Source organism: Candidatus Caccoplasma merdavium (genome assembly GCA_018715595.1).
GTDB lineage: Bacteria > Bacteroidota > Bacteroidia > Bacteroidales > UBA11471 > Caccoplasma > Caccoplasma merdavium.
This window is the reverse complement of the sequence record DVLI01000006.1, coordinates 1-18,225: the sequence shown is the minus strand read 5'-3', so window position 1 is coordinate 18,225 and position 18,225 is coordinate 1. Positions and strand designations below refer to the sequence as shown.

17 protein-coding genes are annotated in these 18,225 nt (G+C 50.4%); 7 read left to right on the top strand and 10 right to left on the bottom strand.

Annotation, left to right across the window (positions count from 1 at the left end; translation table 11 throughout):
- Positions 1-4: 4 nt before the first annotated feature.
- Entirely contained in the window at positions 5-886 is an 882-nt protein-coding gene (locus IAD09_01385) for a cell division protein FtsX (GenBank protein HIT80886.1), read from the bottom strand.
- Positions 887-1,055: 169 nt separating this feature from the next.
- Positions 1,056-2,240, bottom strand: coding sequence for an MFS transporter (locus IAD09_01380; protein ID HIT80885.1), 1,185 nt, complete (start codon positions 2,238-2,240; stop codon positions 1,056-1,058).
- A gap of 288 nt (positions 2,241-2,528) precedes the next feature.
- On the opposite strand from IAD09_01380, the gene IAD09_01375 reads away from it, so the two are divergent.
- Positions 2,529-3,104, top strand: coding sequence for a rubrerythrin family protein (locus tag IAD09_01375; GenBank protein ID HIT80884.1), 576 nt, complete (start codon positions 2,529-2,531; stop codon positions 3,102-3,104).
- Positions 3,105-3,149: 45 nt separating this feature from the next.
- Here the strand turns inward: IAD09_01375 and IAD09_01370 are convergent, their stop codons facing one another.
- The 3 genes from IAD09_01370 to nadB all read right to left on the bottom strand — a co-directional run bounded on the left by IAD09_01370 (position 3,150) and on the right by nadB (position 7,701).
- On the bottom strand, positions 3,150-4,421 hold the full coding sequence (locus tag IAD09_01370) for a PD-(D/E)XK nuclease family protein (GenBank protein HIT80883.1): 1,272 nt from the start codon (positions 4,419-4,421) through the stop codon (positions 3,150-3,152).
- A gap of 33 nt (positions 4,422-4,454) precedes the next feature.
- Positions 4,455-6,014, bottom strand: coding sequence for a glycoside hydrolase 43 family protein (locus IAD09_01365; GenBank protein ID HIT80882.1), 1,560 nt, complete (start codon positions 6,012-6,014; stop codon positions 4,455-4,457).
- Between the two features lie 103 nt (positions 6,015-6,117).
- Positions 6,118-7,701 carry an L-aspartate oxidase gene (gene nadB, locus IAD09_01360; protein HIT80881.1) on the bottom strand — a complete coding sequence of 528 codons (1,584 nt, stop codon included), beginning with the start codon at positions 7,699-7,701 and terminating at the stop codon, positions 6,118-6,120.
- A gap of 532 nt (positions 7,702-8,233) precedes the next feature.
- Here nadB and IAD09_01355 point away from each other — a divergent pair.
- The 5 genes from IAD09_01355 (at position 8,234) to IAD09_01335 (ending at position 11,408) form a co-directional block, all read left to right on the top strand.
- Positions 8,234-8,998, top strand: coding sequence for a hypothetical protein (locus IAD09_01355; GenBank protein ID HIT80880.1), 765 nt, complete (start codon positions 8,234-8,236; stop codon positions 8,996-8,998).
- Positions 8,999-9,006: 8 nt separating this feature from the next.
- Positions 9,007-9,636, top strand: a complete 630-nt coding sequence (locus IAD09_01350) for a hypothetical protein (GenBank protein HIT80879.1) — start codon at positions 9,007-9,009, stop codon at positions 9,634-9,636.
- Between the two features lie 70 nt (positions 9,637-9,706).
- Positions 9,707-9,940 (top strand): hypothetical protein, encoded by a 234-nt coding sequence (locus tag IAD09_01345; protein ID HIT80878.1) that lies wholly within the window; start codon positions 9,707-9,709, stop codon positions 9,938-9,940.
- Between the two features lie 54 nt (positions 9,941-9,994).
- On the top strand, positions 9,995-10,906 hold the full coding sequence (locus IAD09_01340; GenBank protein ID HIT80877.1) for a WYL domain-containing protein: 912 nt from the start codon (positions 9,995-9,997) through the stop codon (positions 10,904-10,906).
- A 76-nt stretch (positions 10,907-10,982) separates the two neighbouring features.
- On the top strand, positions 10,983-11,408 hold the full coding sequence (locus IAD09_01335) for a PH domain-containing protein (GenBank protein HIT80876.1): 426 nt from the start codon (positions 10,983-10,985) through the stop codon (positions 11,406-11,408).
- A gap of 59 nt (positions 11,409-11,467) precedes the next feature.
- On the opposite strand, the gene IAD09_01330 is transcribed toward IAD09_01335, so the two are convergent.
- From IAD09_01330 to IAD09_01310, 5 genes are all read right to left on the bottom strand, one after another.
- Entirely contained in the window at positions 11,468-12,511 is a 1,044-nt protein-coding gene (locus IAD09_01330; GenBank protein ID HIT80875.1) for an HlyC/CorC family transporter, read from the bottom strand.
- Between the two features lie 471 nt (positions 12,512-12,982).
- A complete protein-coding gene (locus IAD09_01325; GenBank protein ID HIT80874.1) occupies positions 12,983-14,377 on the bottom strand; it encodes a heme-binding domain-containing protein in 1,395 nt (464 codons plus the stop codon).
- Between the two features lie 43 nt (positions 14,378-14,420).
- Positions 14,421-15,200 carry a cytochrome c biogenesis protein CcsA gene (ccsA, locus tag IAD09_01320; protein HIT80873.1) on the bottom strand — a complete coding sequence of 260 codons (780 nt, stop codon included), beginning with the start codon at positions 15,198-15,200 and terminating at the stop codon, positions 14,421-14,423.
- Position 15,201: 1 nt separating this feature from the next.
- On the bottom strand, positions 15,202-16,020 hold the full coding sequence (locus IAD09_01315; protein HIT80872.1) for a cytochrome c biogenesis protein ResB: 819 nt from the start codon (positions 16,018-16,020) through the stop codon (positions 15,202-15,204).
- Positions 16,021-16,149: 129 nt separating this feature from the next.
- Positions 16,150-16,929: a radical SAM protein gene (locus tag IAD09_01310; protein ID HIT80871.1), complete on the bottom strand. Its 780-nt coding sequence runs from the start codon at positions 16,927-16,929 to the stop codon at positions 16,150-16,152.
- A gap of 498 nt (positions 16,930-17,427) precedes the next feature.
- On the opposite strand from IAD09_01310, the gene IAD09_01305 reads away from it, so the two are divergent.
- A complete protein-coding gene (locus tag IAD09_01305) occupies positions 17,428-18,024 on the top strand; it encodes a DUF4294 domain-containing protein (protein ID HIT80870.1) in 597 nt (198 codons plus the stop codon).
- The last annotated feature ends 201 nt before the right edge of the window (positions 18,025-18,225 follow it).

Genomic DNA, 18,225 nt, shown 5'->3' with positions numbered 1-18,225 from the left:
TGATTTACATATAATAAAGTTTGTCCCGGTCGGTACGCAGGTAACGCCGCACGGCGATGCGGGCGGCCAGGTAGGAGAGCACGATGCCCACCAGCACGATGCCCGCCCCGATGACAAGCAGCATCTCCCTGTCGAGCAACGAGGCAAAACCGGTCAATTCGCGGCTCATGTAGTAAAGCACCCCGCCCAACAAAGCATTGGCAATAAGTGCGCCGAAGATGCCGTCGACGACATGCGAACGCACAAAGGGCCGGCGGATAAAAGCCGGCGTGGCGCCGACCAGCTCCATGGTGTGCAGCAAGAATCGCTTGGAGTAGGCCACCAGGCTCACGGTGTTGGCAATAAGCACCACCGATATGATGGTCATGACAAGGGCTATACCCACGAGTATGAGACCGATGAGACGCAAATTGTCATTGACCAGCTCTATGAGGTCTTTCTGATAGGAGACATTTTCGACGTAGGAATAGGCGCTGCGCAGGTTCTTGTCGATTTGAGCCAAATATGCCGCATCGGCATAGTCGCTGTGCAACTTCACCTCGAACGAGGGACGCAGCGGATTGTAACCCAAGAGGTCTTCGGGGTTTTCGCCCAGCTCGATGTAGAGCTCGCGCAGGGCGTCGGCCTTGGAAATGAAATGCACCTGCCGGGCATACGGGGCGGCCGAAAGACGTTTTTCCAACGTTTTTATCTGGGCATCGGTAACGTTTTCGTCTAGGACGACCGAGAAGCCCATGTTTTCACGCACATAGTGGGTGAGTTGTGTGGCAACGCCCCCCATGAGGGCGATTATCCCCAAGAGGAAAAGCACCAGGGAGGTGCTGATGGTCGACGTGAGTCGCGCTCCGAAAAACGAGTTGTATTTTTTCTTTTTCGATTTCGCCATGTTCTTTTATCGCCTTCTCCGGGCAACGCATTTATTTCTAACGGGAGAACCCTCCGAGGCATTTCTCGGCAAAGCGAAGACAATTCTACCCGTAATTTCAGGCAAAAGAACAAATAATATATGGAATTACCGCCTGGTATTCAGTTTTTTTAACACAATATCCGCTCTTTCAGCGCAACTTATGTCGCGTGAAATAGGGTGCCGATATGTACCGAAAGAAGAAATAGCCGACAAAAAGTATCACCAGTGAAGCGGTGTAGGCGGTCGTGTAGTCGGAGATGTCGGCAATACCACCGCCGATGAGCACGCCAAGCCCCACGCCCAAGTCCCATGAGGTGAGGTAAGTGGAGTTGGCCGTTCCCCGCTGGTTGTGCTCGGCCAGGTTGATGAAATAGGTTTGGAACGAAGGGCACACAAAGCCATACCCCATGCCCAGCACCGCGGCCGAGAGGTAATAGGTGACCGGCATCTTCACAAAGATAAAGAGAGAATAGCCGACAAAGAGTATCACGATGCCCACCTGTATGAGCCGGTTGATGTAACCCTTGTTGAGGAATTTTCCCGAGAGAAGGCGGGAGAAGATGAGGCCGAAGGCCATGAGCATGAAAAAGACGCCCGTGCCCGAATCCATACCCACCTCGTTTTTCCCATAGATGGCCAGGTAGGTCGAGAGCATGCCGTAGCTGAACGAGAGCATGCTCACCGCGATGGCTCCCGAGGTACCTTTTACGAGGAAAAAACGGTCGAACGAGATGTGGTCGGTCACCGGCCGGGGTTGCCGTTCCTTGACCGGCACGCGCACCGTCGTCACCAGCACAAAGCCCACGCAGCACGAGAGCAACGACACCCAGAATATCGTGTCGTAATTGTGCGAGGCTTCGAGCAGATAGAGCGAGACCGTAGGCCCCACGGCCATGGCCAGGTTGCTGCACACCCCAAAATATCCGATACCTTCGCCACGGCGCGACGAGGGCATGACGTCGATGGCCACGGTACTGTTGGCCACACTCACGATGCCGAAAGAGAAGCCGTGCAAGGCGCGTATCATGGCAAAAGTCAGTATCGATGCCGCCAACAGATAACCGCCGAAGATGCAGGTAAACACGGCATAACAGATGAGCATCAACCGTTTCCGGGGGAAGGTGTCGACCATGAACCCGGCAAACGGACGCATGAAAAGCGCCGTTACGGTGTAGAGAGACAAGACCATGCCCACGGCCGACTCATTGGCTTCGAAACGCTCCATGAGGTAGAGCGGAAGTATGGGCAACAACAGGTAGAAGGCAAAGAAGAGCAGGAAACTGCCTCCTCCGATGGCCAAGAACGACGGGGTCCATAATTTTTCTTTCTCCATGTCCGCTTCTCTATTTTTGTGTGTATATGGGCTTAGGTTCCGGATTCGGGGCGCAAAGATAGGAAATAAACCCGAGGCCGCGTTACCGGGAAGCGAAAATCTTGTCACGGAGAGCGACTACCTCCCCGCCGGCATCTTGCCGGGAACGACATCTCCGCCCACGCGGGCAAACCTCTTTTCACGCACTGTTGCCCTGGTCCAAAAGGGGGATGCTGGAGTGAACTTTGGAAGCCCGTTGTCTGTTGTTATCATATCCATTACTTTGTTTTACTCAACAACTTACCCAACATGAGATTGAAAGGAACCATTACCGAACAAAACCTGCTGAAAGCCTTTGCCGGCGAATCGCAAGCCCGCAACCGCTACACGTTTTTCGCCCAGACGGCCAAGGAAGAAGGTTATGAACAGATTGCCGCCATCTTCGCCGAAACGGCCGACCAGGAACTGGCTCACGCCCGCCGATTTTTTGATTTTCTCGACGAGGGCGGCATGGTAACCATCGAGGCCGAATATCCGGCCGGCCGCATCGGGAAAACCAAGGAAAACCTCTACGAAGCCGCCGAAGGAGAACTGCTTGAATGGTCGGACCTGTATAGCAACTTCTCTACCATCGCCGTCGACGAGGGGTTCAAAGACGTGGCCGCCGCCTTCCGCGCCATAGCCCGCGTCGAGGAGTTCCACGAGTGGCGCTACCGCCAGCTGCTCTCCCGCATCGAAGAGCACGAAGTGTTCCGCCGCGAGGAGCCCATCAAGTGGCAATGCCGCCATTGCGGTTATGTGCACGAGGGTCTCAACCCGCCCGAGAAATGCCCCGCCTGCCTGCACCCCAAAGCCTATTTCGAACCCAAACGGTTGAACTATTAAGAAAGATAAAAGAGGTTGGTTTATAGAACTCAACCTCTTTTATCTTTAATCCGTAATAAAAATAATTTCACTATTTTCTCTTTTGCTTTCCTTTATGATAATATCCGCCAACTTTGAAAAATCAAAAAATCCATTATCAAGATTCGTCCAATTCCAAATTGGCCAGTTATCTTGGAGTTTATTATTATTAATGCACATTAAATCTGAATGTTGCTGTATGAGAGAATTGAAAAACTTAACAGTTGATAATTTTGCATTTCCATCATATTGAAATATACCCCAATATGGAACATTATCCTCTTCTTGAATACAACATCTCATTCTACTTTTCTTGTATAGAAAATCAAATCCTATGTTCTTTCCATTATAAGCATTCTCCTCTATATGCAATTTTAAACCGTATTGCTCCTTAAATAAGGTATTCCATAACTTCCAAACCTCTGATTCTTTTAGCATTTGTAGTTTCTCTATCAAAAACTCCGTATTTTCAATCTGTTCATTAATTTTGCTAACACGTTCACTACAATTACTCAACGAATCTAATTCTAATTTTTGAATCAGAAGTTTTTCAATTTCCGCATTCATTGGCTTATATATGTTTGTTGTCTGAAAAATATTTTCAAGATAATCTAAATATTGCACTATTGCACTTTGCAAATAAGGCTGATTAACAAGAAAATCTTTTTTATTATTTATAGATTTCAACCATTTAATTATGGAATGTTTATATGAATGGCATATTAATCTTTCATTCAATACTTTATCAATCAATACTATTCCTGTTCCATCTTTTGATAAAGAATAAACAGTCGGAGGTATATTTGTATCTCTATTTAGATACAACACATAAATTTGATTAATATCATATTCTTCTCTTGCGATTTGGACATAACGATAAATTTGTCCACATTGCTCCGGCGCATCATTAATTTTATTCTCTATAATTATATAATAATCTTTACCTTTAATAGTCGTATCTATTCTATTTGTGTCAGGAGGAGGTATATAATCTGAATCAGAAATATCAAGATTAAATTTCTCAAAGAAAAACTTTATGAAAGAAGATCGTATCTCTTTATTACGAAGTAAATCAACTAAAATACGGCTATGTGCCGTTTCTCTTAAATTTTTTCCACAAACAGCAGAAGAGATTACATTTATTTGATAAGGTATCTTATCTTTCTCTTTTTGAACTTTTTCAACGATATTCGATATTAAACATAAAGTATCTTCAATTATAAAATATATTAAACCTTGAACACGATTCAATTTTTCTATAATACTATCTAACTTTCTTTCTATCTGCCTATCTAACATTATTTTGTAAGCATTATCAATGTTACATTACAACTATTTGGCTCCGGGACCGTCGGTGGTGTAGGTGAAGAAGTCGAAATCGGCCACGCCGCCGTCACCCTCGACATTGTAGGTATAAAGTCCCACACGGGAGCCTTTCCAACTGCCGAACCGGAGGGCATAAGGCTCTCCGGCCTCGACATAGCGTTTGCCGTCGGTGCTGTAATAGAGCCGATGGCTGTTGGCCGGATAGTCGATGACCGCACGCAGATAAATGGTCTTTCCGCCCACCGGCGCTATCTCCTCCACACGTCCGTCTTTCTCCAAGTAAATGATTTTCTTGCCCTGCTTGCAGAGCACGCCGATACCATTGAAAAGGTTGCCGGCGCAGAGCAGTCCGGCCCGCTGACCCTCGGCCATGCGCGAGAGGTCGAGGCGGGTCGTCGCCTCGGAGTGATAGCCCATGGTCTTTTGCGAGAGCATGTTGTGCGAGGCTTTCAGGCTGTCGGCCTGCAAGGCGGTGAGACGCAGCCACCCCTTGCGGGCGGTAAGCGACACGCACTCGGGGCGCGGGTTGTGGTTGTATTGCCACTGCACGCCGAGACGGGGTGCGGCGAAATCGTCGCTCGACTGGGGCAGCGTAATGTCGCCGCCGGCCGTGGCGATGCGCGGCTTGGTCCACACCCGCACCGGCTCGCCGATGCCGTTCATGTCGATGTCGACCCCGATGGCCGGCCAACCGTCTTTCCAGTGCGCCGGCTGCAAATGCACCACGCGGCCGATGGGCTGCACAAACTGGAAGTGGAAAAACCACCACTCCCCGTCGGGCGTGTCGACCAGCGCCCCCTGGTGCGGGCCGTTGACGGGGGTGCTCCCCTGCTCCATCACCACTTTTTTCTCATAGGGACCATAGATGTTGCGGGAGCGGAGCACCGTCTGCCAGCCCACTTCCACCCCGCCTTCGGGTATGCTGATGTAGTAATAGCCGTCGCGCTTGTATATCTTCGTGCCTTCGGCTACGGGGCCGGTATATACGGTAACCCCGTCGTCGAGCAGTTCACGCCCGTCGGGGCTCATCTTGTGCAGGATAATGGGGCCTGCCCCATGTCGGCTGCGGCCGAGATAAGCCTGCCCGTCCTCGTCCCAGAAGGGGCACGGGTCTTCCCACTTCTCGACGGCCACGACCCGGTGCAGCGGTGCCCACGGCCCGTGCGGGTCGGTGGCCGTGCTCATGAAGAGCCCTTCGTGCGGGGTGCAGAAGAAGACCCAGAACTTACCGTCGTGGTAACGTATGGCAGGAGCCCAGGAACCGCCGGCAAAACGGCGGTTGTCGTCCCACTTGGGATAGTCGAAGCGGTCATAGACCTGGGAGATGATGGTCCAGTTGACCATGTCATCCGACTCCAGAACGGGCATACCGATGTAGTGGAAGTCGGAACATACCATATAATACTTCTCGCCCACGCGTATCACATCGGGGTCGGAATAGTCGGCGTTGAGAATCGGGTTCACATAGGTGCCGTTGCCCTGGTCGCCCCAAGCGGTGGTCGACTGGGCAGGCGCTCCCGCGACGGCGATGGTAAAAAGCAAGGCGGCAAGAATCGGTTTTTTCATGGATATTTCTTTATCGAATGGTTGATGTCCAAAGATAAACGAAAAGAGCCTACTTTCCAAACGGACGAAGCAGGCTCTTGCAAATTTTCTCTTCGACGGGACACTATTTCTTCCCGTCGGTAGCGGCGTGGGGATAGTCGATGGTGTAGTGCAACCCGCGGCTCTCCTTGCGCTCCATGGCCTGACGGGTGATGAGGTAACCCACGTTGATCATGTTGCGCAACTCGCATATCTCGCGCGAGGCTTTGCTGCGCTTGAAGAGGCTCTCGGTCTCCTCATAGAGAATGTCGAGGCGGTTCCACGCCCGGGTGAGGCGCACGTTGCTGCGCACGATGCCCACATACGATTCCATGATTTGATTCACCTCCCTCATGCTTTGGGTGATGAGAATGCGCTCCTCGTTGGTGATGGTACCTTCGGCGTTCCACTCGGGAATGTCGGTGTTGAAGTCATAGCGTTCGAGCACGCTCAGGGCATGGCGGGCGGCCGCATCGGCATAGACGATGGCCTCGATGAGCGAGTTCGACGCCAGACGGTTGCCGCCGTGCAGACCGGTGCAGGAACACTCGCCGAGGGCATAGAGCCGGCGTATGCTCGACTGACCGTCGAGGTCGACCTTGATACCGCCGCACAGGTAATGGGCGGCCGGCGCCACGGGTATGTAATCGCGGGTTATGTCGATGCCTATCGAGAGGCAATGCTTGTAGATGTTGGGGAAGTGACGCTTCGTCTCCTCGGGGTCTTTGTGCGTAACATCGAGGAATACATGGTCTTCGCCGCGCTGCTTCATCTCATTGTCGATGGCACGGGCCACAATGTCGCGCGGAGCCAACGACAGGCGCGGGTCGTATTTCTGCATGAACTCCTCGCCCGACTGGTTGCGCAGCACGGCACCATATCCGCGCATGGCCTCGGTGATGAGGAAACTGGGACGGTCGCCCGGGTGAAAGAGCGCCGTGGGGTGGAACTGGATAAACTCCATGTCCTTCACCGCACCCTTGGCGCGGTACACCATGGCGATGCCGTCGCCCGTGGCCACCAGCGGATTGGTCGTGTTGCGGTACACCGCCTCGCAACCGCCCGTGGCCATGACGGTGATTTTCGAGAGGAAGGTGTCGACCTCGCCCGTCTCCTCGTCGAGCACATACGCCCCGAAACATTTGATGCCGGGCGTGTGGCGCGTCACGATGATGCCCAGGTGGTGCTGGGTGATGATTTCGACGGCGAAATGGTTTTTGAATATCGTGATGTTGGGGTGCCGTTTCACCGCCTCGATGAGGCTGGTCTGTATCTCGGCCCCGGTATTGTCTTTGTGGTGCAGGATACGGAACTCGGAGTGGCCGCCCTCCCGATGGAGGTCAAACTCACCGTTTTCCTTCTTGTCGAACTGCACGCCCCACTCGATGAGCTGCTTGATTTGACCGGGGGCTTCGCGCACCACCTTCTCCACAGCCTGCCGGTCGCTTATCCAGTCGCCGGCAATCATCGTGTCTTCGATATGCTTCTCGAAGTTGTCAACGGCCATATTGGTCACCGAGGCGATGCCTCCCTGTGCAAAATAGGTGTTGGCCTCTTCGAGACCGGCTTTGCAGATGAGCGCCACTTTGCCTTTGTGGGCCACTTTCAGGGCAAAACTCATTCCCGCAATGCCCGAACCGATAACCAAAAAATCGTATTTGTATACCATACACTCTTTCTTTCTCCGGACTTCGTTCCGGCATTCTACCGGCAAAGATAAGAAAATCCGTCAAAGAATATTCCCACTCTCACGCATTTTGCAATAATACCACGACCCTTTGCCGGAATTTAATGGCACTTTTTTATTGTTATGCCGGGTTTTGGCACATCACTCACAGATCTTTGTCTGCACAAAGCAGTCAGCGATATTTTACTTTGAGTTTGCTTTTTAAAGGAAAATTTATTTTCTTTACCTCCGAAACCTAAAAAAGGAGGTAAAAAAACAGACATTCCATAATTCCATACTCTTGTAACATATTGCACAACTTGTCTGACAATTATTGAACTCGGTTAAATCTGGTAAATTTAAGAAGTTCTACAATAAGCGTCAAAGTCAAGTTTGTACCCCTATGGGGCGCAGACTGCTTTTTCGTCTTAGAACTTCGGGCTTACCAGAGCCTTACCGAGTAAGAGAAAAGCGATGGCTGCGTCCCTTTTCTTTTACATAACAGCAGCAACATAAAAACAAAAAAAACTCTCTTATGGAAAAAGATGTAAATGACAAACTCATGGATCTGTACTCCGGGTTATGGCCCGACTTCTGCAAGGCCATGAAATCGGTGACAACAAACACTGAGGCCACCGCCCTACCCACCAATCCGCTTCTGCTGTTCGTAAAAGACGACGGAGCCGATTACGAGAAAGCAGACTTGCGTGTTGTTGTTTTCGGTCGTGAGAACAACGATTGGGAAGGCACGTTTTCTGCCGAGAACATCTCCCCCCGCGAAGAAATAGACCGGATACAAGAAATTTACAACGGCTACTTCAATTATGGCGACGGCAGCCGAAAAATATTCATGCACGGCATGGAGAAATTCATATCCCGCCTTCGCGAAAAATGCCCGGGACGCACCATCGAGTATGTATGGAACAATATCGTGAAAATAGGGAAAGCCCGCATTCCGGGGCAGAAAAATGCAATCGGCATTCCTCCGCAACAGATACAGGAGGTCGAGATGCGATATTTCCCTGTCGTGGAAGAAGAGCTGCGCATTCTGAAACCCGATGTCGTATTGTTCCTCACAGGACCATCATACGACCCTGTCATTGTCAAGCGCATTCAAGGCGTTACGTTCTCTCCCCTGACCTCGGCCGATGGCCAAGAAATAGCCAGGGTTGAAATTCCCGGCATAAAATGGGCATATCGCACTTATCACCCACGCGGATTCATGTATAAAGGAAAAGGTACGATGGAAGCCTATTTCGACGCAATCATTGAAGACATTCTATGCAACCTCAAAAAATAACAATCCTTATGAAAAAACTTTTTCCCTTTATCGGTATCGGACTATTTCTTGCTCTGCTGACAAGCAGTTGTGAAAACAGCGGCAACACATTTGCTTCGGGTAATGTGCCGAACGAAGAATATGAACTTTGGAATATAATCCCACAACAATCTATCGAAACATTCGCCTTACGCATCACAGAAATCCCCTTATATAAATTCACTACATCTGAATATAATTATAATATACACACATATATTGAAAAGGAGTATCTTGAAAAAACTTGGTTATCCATACAATTCTTCGAAAATATGGATAAAAACGAACGGTGCGGATTTCTTATAGGGGCAGATGATGTATATTATCCACTCGACGCAATCACGGAATTGATAAGCGCTCTCGAAAAAATCGAAACACAAATACAAAACGACACCTGTACCTACTCCTGTACCCGGTTTTATAACACTGCTTCCAACTTAACTATAACGTATAACTATGACAGAGATAAGAAAAAATGGGAAAAAATCAACATTCCGAACATTAACAAAACCATTGACATAGAAAATCTCAATGCAGTAATAAAAGGCCTAATAGATTGTAAGAACAGCATTATCAATTACCAAAAAGGCCTATGGAATAACCACTCAACCCTAAAATGATAACATATAGATATATGCCGGTAATGCCAAAGACCGTAAACATGAGGCACCACTCTAAAAACAAACACTTATGCCACAAATGATTAAACGCGGAAAAGAATTTATCCGCATCTCCCCGGTTTCAGCAGGAAAACTCGAATATTCTTCCACGGACGGAAGATCATGGGCCGTTCGGTTCCAACCAAACTCCTATATCGGAGATTTCCTGGATTTGATTGATAATGGAAAAGAAATTTTAGCCCAAACGACCAAAGGACTGTTTTATTCAACAACCGAAGGTAGATCATGGGCCAAGCGCAGCTAAAATAAAAACAGGCAAGCACAAGCTTGCCTGTTTTTATTTCATTATATTTGTATCATGACAAAAGATCTGTTCAACCGTTACATCTGGCTGGTCGATACCATCTACCGGGCCGGACGAATCTCCTTCGAAGAAATCAACCAACGTTGGAGAAACTCCGGAATGAGCAACGGCGAAGATATGGCTCTCCGCACATTCCACCATCACCGGCACGCCATCGAAGAAATATTCGACATCAATATCGAATGTGACAAACGGAACGGCTATTGCTATTACATAGAAAATGCCGATGATATAGAAAAAGGGGGCATAAGGAACTGGCTGCTGAACACGTTTGCCGTAAACAACCTGATCAACGAGAGTCATCACCTCAAACACAGAATCCTGTTTGAACAAATCCCCTCATGCCAAAAATTCCTGACGCCCATCATCGAAGCCATGCGCGACAGTACCGTCATCACCATTACCTACCAAAGTTTCTGGAAGGAGCACCCCAACACCTTTGTGTTGGAACCGTACTGCGTAAAAATATTCAAGCAACGCTGGTATATGCTGGCCAATAATTGCCCAAGTAACACGTTGCTTGTTTTCTCCCTCGACCGCATTCTTTCTCTTACCCCCACCGAACAACATTTTACCCTTCCGGCCGACTTCGATGCCCGGGAATTTTTCTCTTCCTGTTTCGGCATCATCGTGGAGGCGGACAAAAAAATCGAGACGGTACGCCTCATCGTTTATGGCAACCAATACAAATACATACGTTCGTTGCCCCTGCATCACAGCCAAAAAGAGATAGAAACCGACAAGAACATGGATTTCAAGATTTTCGAATACCAACTGCGGCCCTCTTTCGACTTCGTCAAGGAAATCCTCTCCTACGGAGACGAGATAGAGGTGGAATCTCCCTCATGGCTGCGCGACATCGTAGCCAACATAACCCACAACGCCAGCGCTCTATACCGGGAGTGAAATGACACTTTCCATGGGAACGGCGTTGTCTAAGAAATTAAAGGAATCCATACGTTCAACCAAAAATACTCCGACCATGCGCACATTCAAATCGAGAATCGACGGCTCGGCGGTTTATTCGCTGCTGGCCGTGACGACGGCGGGCATGCTCTACTGCCTGTGGGTGGGGTATGTGGTGGCGTGGGTGTTGTGCATGTTGGGAGTGGTGTTTCTCATTGCCCGCATCACCGGCACCGAATACCGTTTTCTCGACGACGGCACGCTCGTTGTGCGCTCGGGCTACCTCGCCTCGCGCCATGTGGCCGTGACCGAGATAACCCGTGTGGCGACAGTCGTGAAGGGGCACGCCTTTTTCGCGCCCTATGCCCTCTCCCGCCACGGCATCGCCCTGAGCCTGGAAGAGGAGAAACGGCCGCTCTTCGTCTCCCCCAAGGAACATGAGGGTTTCATAAGGGAACTGTTGCGACGCAATCCCGCCATCGAAATTTCCGATTTTAAATAAAAGAGAGGCTCTGCCACTGCGGCAGAGCCTCTCTCCTGCTTGTCGCACCGACGACGCCCCTACATCTCTTTGTAGCGTTGCAGACGGGCGTTCCAGCGGTCGCGGGCCAGCTGCTGCATATCGACAACGGTATCGGTCTCGTCGATGATTTCGAGGCCGAAGATGGTCTCCACCACGTCTTCCATGGTGATGATGCCGCGGAAGCAGCCATACTCGTCGACGATGAGGGCTATCTGTTCCTTGTGTTCGAGGAGCTTTTCCCACACGGTCGAGACCGACTTGTTCTCGGAGAAATAGGGTATGGGACGGCGTATGTCTTTGAGTTTCATGTCGAACTTGTCTTCGGTGAGGTTTTCGAGCACCGTGCGCCGCAGCACATAGCCGGTGATGTAGTCTTTGCTGTCGCCGTAGACGGGTATGCGCGAATAGAAACGGTAGGACTTCTCGTTGTAGAAGTCGCGCAAGGTCATCTCTTCCGAGGCCACGGCGGTGACCACGCGCGGGGTCATCACCTCTTTCACCTTCACGTTGTTGAGGCGAATGAGGTTCTGTATCACCTTGTTCTCTTTCGACTCGAAGACACCCTCTTCCTCGCCCACCGTGAGCATGGCCGACACCTCTTCACGGCTCACCGACAGCTCTTTCTCCTTGGGCGAGAAAACACGGGTTATCAACTCGGAGAGCAACACGAGCGGATAGCAGATGTAGACAAACACCCGTATCACCTGTGCCGAGAAAAGGGCCATCCTGCGCCAATACGAAGCGCCGATGGTTTTGGGGATAATCTCAGAAAGCACGAGAATGAGTATGGTGAGTATGGCCGAGATGATGCCGAAATAGGCCTGACCAAAGATTTTCACCGCTTCGGCTCCCACGCCGGCTGCACCGATGGTGTGGGCGATGGTGTTGAGCGAGAGAATGGCCGAGATGGGTTTGTCGATGTTCTGTTTGTATTTTTTCAGCAGTCGGGCCGACGCTCCGCCCCCCTCCTGCTCTTTCATCGTGATAAATGACATCGGCGTCGAAAGCAACACGGCTTCGAGCACCGAACAAGTAAAGGATACACCTAATGCCGTGAATAGGTATAAAAGCATTAATCCCATAATTTCCTAAATAAATTGCCGATTGTTCTGTAAATGTTTTTTGTTTTTGTTTCTCTTTCTGATTGTACCCGCGCGGGGAAAACAAAAAACTAAATGCGCATAAAAAAGATTATCGCCCGACGGAACAGTGGCGTACATGCATTTCGGGTATCGCACGATACCGGATATTGAGCAACGTTAATATGTGTATGATAAGGCTCGAAAGCTGTATTTCGTTTTTGATGATGCGCAAATATACGGGATTATTTTAGAATAAAGATTTTTTTACAATGAATTTTTTGAAAAAGAGAGACCATGGCCGCCTCGCCCTCTTTCCCGACATCGAATCTCCTTCACCTGAGAGAAAAGAGTTGCCTATCTTCGGGGGAGGAGCGCAAAAAAAGATATATGAGATTCTCCCTTGCAGGGGGAGAATCTCATATATCAGTCACAAAAGGGGTCAGCAGGAGAAGACAAATGCCTCCTCACACCTTATTTCATGTTGTCGTTGACGAGGGTTTCGCCCTTGTACTCGCCGGTGAGGGCTTGCAGGAAAGCGGTTATCGTGGCGATGTTCTCGGCCGACAGTTCCTTGCCCACCTGATATTTGGCCATCATGCCGACAGCCTCTTCGAGGCTCTCCACACTACCGTCGTGGTAATAGGGATAGGTGAGTGCCACATTGCGCAAGCCGGGAGTGCGGAAGCGGAACCGGTCGCGTTCGATACCCGTCTGTGCCCAACGGCCATTGTCGCCGTCGGTGAGACCCGATTTCTCTTGAAGCTCGCGGTCCTTGAAATAGTCGGCCCGGCGACCCATCAGCTCGTAGCTCTGCCCGCCCATGTTCACACCGGCATGGCAGGTGGCGCAGTTATACTCCTTGAAGAGCTCGAAGCCCTTGATCTGCTCGGCGGTCATGGCTTCCTTGTCGCCTTTGAGGTAACGGTCGAAAGGCGAGTCGGGCGTGACGAGCGTGCGCTCATACTGGGCGATGGCATCGGTGATGGTGGCTTGGCTCAACCCTTCGGGATAGACGGCGTTGAAGGCTTTCACAAACGCCTTGTCCTGTGCCAAGCGGGCCACGATTTCATCGAACGAGGCACAACCCATCTCGACGGGATTCAAGGGAGGGCCGGCTGCCTGGTCGGCGAGCGTGGCAGCCCGTCCGTCCCAGAACTGGACGAAGTTGAACACGGCATTGAACACCGTGGGGGCGTTCACACCACCGAGTTGTCCGCCGATGCCTTCGGAATATTTCAGGTTGTCGACACCGCCGGTATTGATGCCGTGGCAGGTGGCGCAGGAAACGGTGCCGTCGGCCGAGAGACGGGTGTCGTGGTAGAGGAGCTCACCCAGCGCGGCTTTGGCGGGGTCATACTCCACCGAGTCGGGCACCGGTCTGATGGTCTCGTTGGCAAACTCTTCGGCAGCCAGCGTGTTGGGATAGAACTGTGCCCGATGGTCGCGTATCCAGCCGAGCACGATGTCGCTCTTCTTGTCGGTCAACGACGCGCCCCAGTGCACCAAATAGTATTTGGCCAAGGGCATCGTGCCGTCGAGAACCGCTTTCTCGACCTTGGCCAGGTCTACCTCGTTCACGGCTTCGCCGTTCTCGATGGCCTTCATCATGGGAATGATGTCGAAAGCCTCATACCCTTTCAGAATGTCTTCGGTAATGAGCTTGCGGGCAATGGGCCAGTTTGAGAAGAAAGGGAGTGCGGGGTCGGCGGTGTGACAAGCAGCACAGCCTCCGTCGTCAAAGATTTTCACGATTTGCTCATCGGCCGGCATCGACTCGGGCGGAGCCGTGTTGACAGCCCGGTAAACAATCGCCCCTATTACGATTATGGCAATCGCAATGAGAATGATTTTCGAACTTGTTTTCATTTTCTTTACGTTTAGGTTTGGTGGTATTTATTTGATATTTTGGTTATTGCATGTTGTAGAGATGCAGGCTTTGACCCGACGAAGGTAGGTATTTATATCCATACCAGCACATTTGCAGCAGGAGAAAACTCACCACGACCACGAAATAGAGCCATCGGCTCTTCGAGGCCCGGGTGAAACGCAGGTGTATATAGGCCAAGTAACCCGCAGCCGTGACGGCTGCCCAAGTCTCCTTGGGGTCCCAGCTCCAAAAGTCGCCCCAAGCCTCCTTGGCCCACAAGGCACCGGTGAGCAGACCGAGAAACAACAGTCCGGTGGCAATATACACAGGATTGTCCATCGAGTCGAAATAGAGATTTTTCTTATCGAAAAGCCCCACGACAGCAAGAATGAAAGAGCAGGCCAATATCCCGTAGGCAAACATGTAGACGGCAACATGCGGAATGAAATAGACGCTTTGCAGCGCCGGCACGAGTGTCGCGTCGTGTATCTCGGGTTTCAGGATATTGATGATGCAAAAGACGGCCGAAAGCACGGTGGTAAACAGCAGCAGCCAACGGTAATTCCATCGCCGGTAAACAAAGAATCCCGCCATCATCACAAACAGCGAATACCACAAGCGCGTCTCGCCCATGGTGCGCATGGGCGGCCGTCCGAGCGACACCCAGAATCCCGCCACAAACACGCCGAGCACTCCAATGCCGGCCAGCGCCAAAACCTGCGCCACAAACGCCTGCCGCGGCTTGAACAGGGCCACGAGGGCTCCGCCCAGCGACAGGACGACGGAGACAACGGCAAAATATGGAAAAACCTCCCAATTCATGTCAAGTTCTGTTTTTTCCACCCCATACCAACATAAGGGCTCCGGCCACAAAAAGCAACAGCCCGGTAAGAGCGATATATTTCCACGGTTGTATGACAAATTCGAGGACACAGTATTCCGACTCTCGACCGGCCCGGGTATCATAACCCGAGAGATAGACGTCTTCTTTCCACGACCTGTGCCACGGCTCGTTCACCCTGAGGGTGTGACGCTCCCCGTCAACGACGACCACGGCCCGGAAGTCGGCCGGGACACGGTTACTACCTTCGTAGAAATCAACCTCGAAGGAGTCGAGCCTGAGGGCATAACCCAACGAATGGGCTTTCCCTTCGCGGGTATAAGCCTTGTCGATGGTCTCCCCCACGTTCACGGCCGCGCGCATAGTGCGCATGTCGGCCGCACCGAAAGCCAGGGCGGCGACGAAGACGAAGAGACCGGCATGATTCAAATAAAATCTGATGCGGTTGGCTCCCTTGTATCGCAACAAGATAAGGAAAAGATTGGTAAAAAGCATGAGCAGGCAGGCATCGAAAATCCACGATTTCTGCCATTCGAGCCCGGGAAAGAAAACCATCAGAAGGGCATTCAAGCCCGTCAGGAGTATGGCAACGACAGCCGCTTGTCCCGAAGAGAGGGAAGCCACCAGAGGACTCTTCTCCTTTTCCCGGTGCAGGACATACAACCCGCCGACGAGAGCCAGCAACATGACCGCGTTCACAGGAAAGGCAAAAATCCCCGGGTCGGGATTGCCGAGAAAAAATTGGAGGAGAGCCGCCGCCAAAAATACGAGGACAAACAGGTATAACAATCTCTTTCCCATTTTTGTTGTTTGACCCGGTAAAAATAATTCTTTTCTTTCACTGACAAGGTAGAGTCGGTAAAAAATCGACAACCTTATTGCATTTTTATCAGGTTCGAAGAGTATTCCGAAACCGAAAGAGACCGGCCATCAATACGAAACCTGAGCTTTGATACCCAAGGCTTCGACGCGGCGGGCAATGGCGTCGAGTGTTTCGGGCGACGCCTTGCGCAAGGCTTTTTCGGGCGTTTCGCGGTCGATGGTGTAAATCATCACCTCCTTGGGAGCGATGCGGCGCAAGGCATCGAGCCAGGGCAGGAGCTCTTCTTCGGTGGCGTTGTCGACCACATTTCCGTTGTGCTCACCCTGCAAGAAAAGGGTCTGTATGATGAGATTTCCTTTGAAGCGGCAGAGCCCCTCGATGAGTTTCTCGACCGAGAAAGAGGGCGATGTGGGCGTATTGATGAGACGCACCGTCGTGTCGAAGGTCGAATCGAGTTTGAGTATGTTGTTGTCGACCCGGTTGAGGGCGTCGAAAACATCGGGACGGTCGATGCGCGTGGCATTCGACAAGACACTCACCTTGGCTTCGGGGTAGTAAGCATCGCGCATTTGCAACGTATCGTCGATAATGGCGGCAAAGTCGGGGTGGAGCGTGGGCTCCCCGTTTCCGGCAAAAGTAATGACATCGAGTTTCTCACCCCGGCCGTGCATGGCCACGAGACGCTCTTTGAGACTCTCCCGCACCGCTTCGCGCGACGGTAGCCCGCTGTGGGCGTGACGTTCGCTGTTGTAACCGCATTCGCAATAGATGCAGTCGAACGAACAGACTTTTCCATCTGCGGGCAAGAGATTGATACCCAAAGATATTCCGAGTCGGCGACTGTGTACCGGCCCGAAGACGATTTCGCGAAACAGGAGAGTGGACATTGCTTTTTTATATTTTTCCCTGCAAAGGTAACATTAAAAAAACAACCTTTGTTGCATCGCTCCCGACATTTGCATGGCGAGTGGTGCGAAAAGTTTCGCCCCGCTTCGAACCTTCACTTTATCACCCGTTGTCGATAAATCGGTATTTTTATAATATATTATTGATTTACAATATATTATATATTCGTTATTGATAAATATCAACAACTTGTCCACAACTTCCCAACACCAGGAAATTTCCGATGCGGGCCATAGGGGTCGTCAGCCCGATTCACGACCAACCGCCGCCAGGCAAGCGAAAAAAATTTATAAAATTCCACACTTTATCACCAGCTGTCGATAAACCGGTTTTTTTATATCATATTATTGATACATAGATAATTGAATCTGCATAATTTATAAATATCAACACTATATTTAGTAGTTATCAACATTCGGCCGAGAGAAAATAAGTCTTTTTAAGCCCTTATTCGCGTGTAATACACTACTTTTGCGGTAATGAAAAAGGCCGTTACCGTTATCCTCCTGTTTCTTGTGGGGTCATTGTGTGTCCAGCAGGCACAGGCTCAGCAATCGCGTTATTATCAACGCGTCACCCGCATAGTGACCGATGCGGGCGATACGGCCACGCTCATTATTTTGAGACCCATTTACTGTTTTCCCAAACGTACATTCAAAAGCAAAAAGGAAAAGGAATATTACTGGCGCAACGTGCGCGACGTGAAAAAGGTCCTTCCCTACGCCAAACTGGTGCACCGGGCACTGATAGAGACGTATGAATACATACAGACCTTGCCCGAAGAGGAACGCGAAAAACATCTCAAACGCATGGAAAAAGAGCTCTTCGAGGAATACAAACCGGTGCTGAAAGAGTTTACCTATTCACAAGCCAAACTGTTGATACGCCTCATCGACCGTGAATGCAACCAGTCGTCCTACCATCTTATCAAAGCTTTCCTGGGAGGATTCAGGGCTTCGTTTTGGCAAACGTTCGGCGCCATGTTCGGCGTGAGCCTGCGCAAGGAGTGGGAACCCGAAGGCAAGGACCGCATACTCGAAGAGATTGTCGTGCTGGTCGAGAACGGCCAACTCTGATTCTCCCGAAAATCTGTTTTCCAAATACACCCCTTTTTTTCGTTATCAACACCTTTATATCATCTATATTTCTATCGGTAAGAATATAGAAATACATGATTATAGGTTGCAAAAACAGTTCAAAACTATCTTTTTTGAAGATAGTTTTGAATTTTTATATTTCTTATTATCAATATATTATATCGAATATTATCAAGAAAA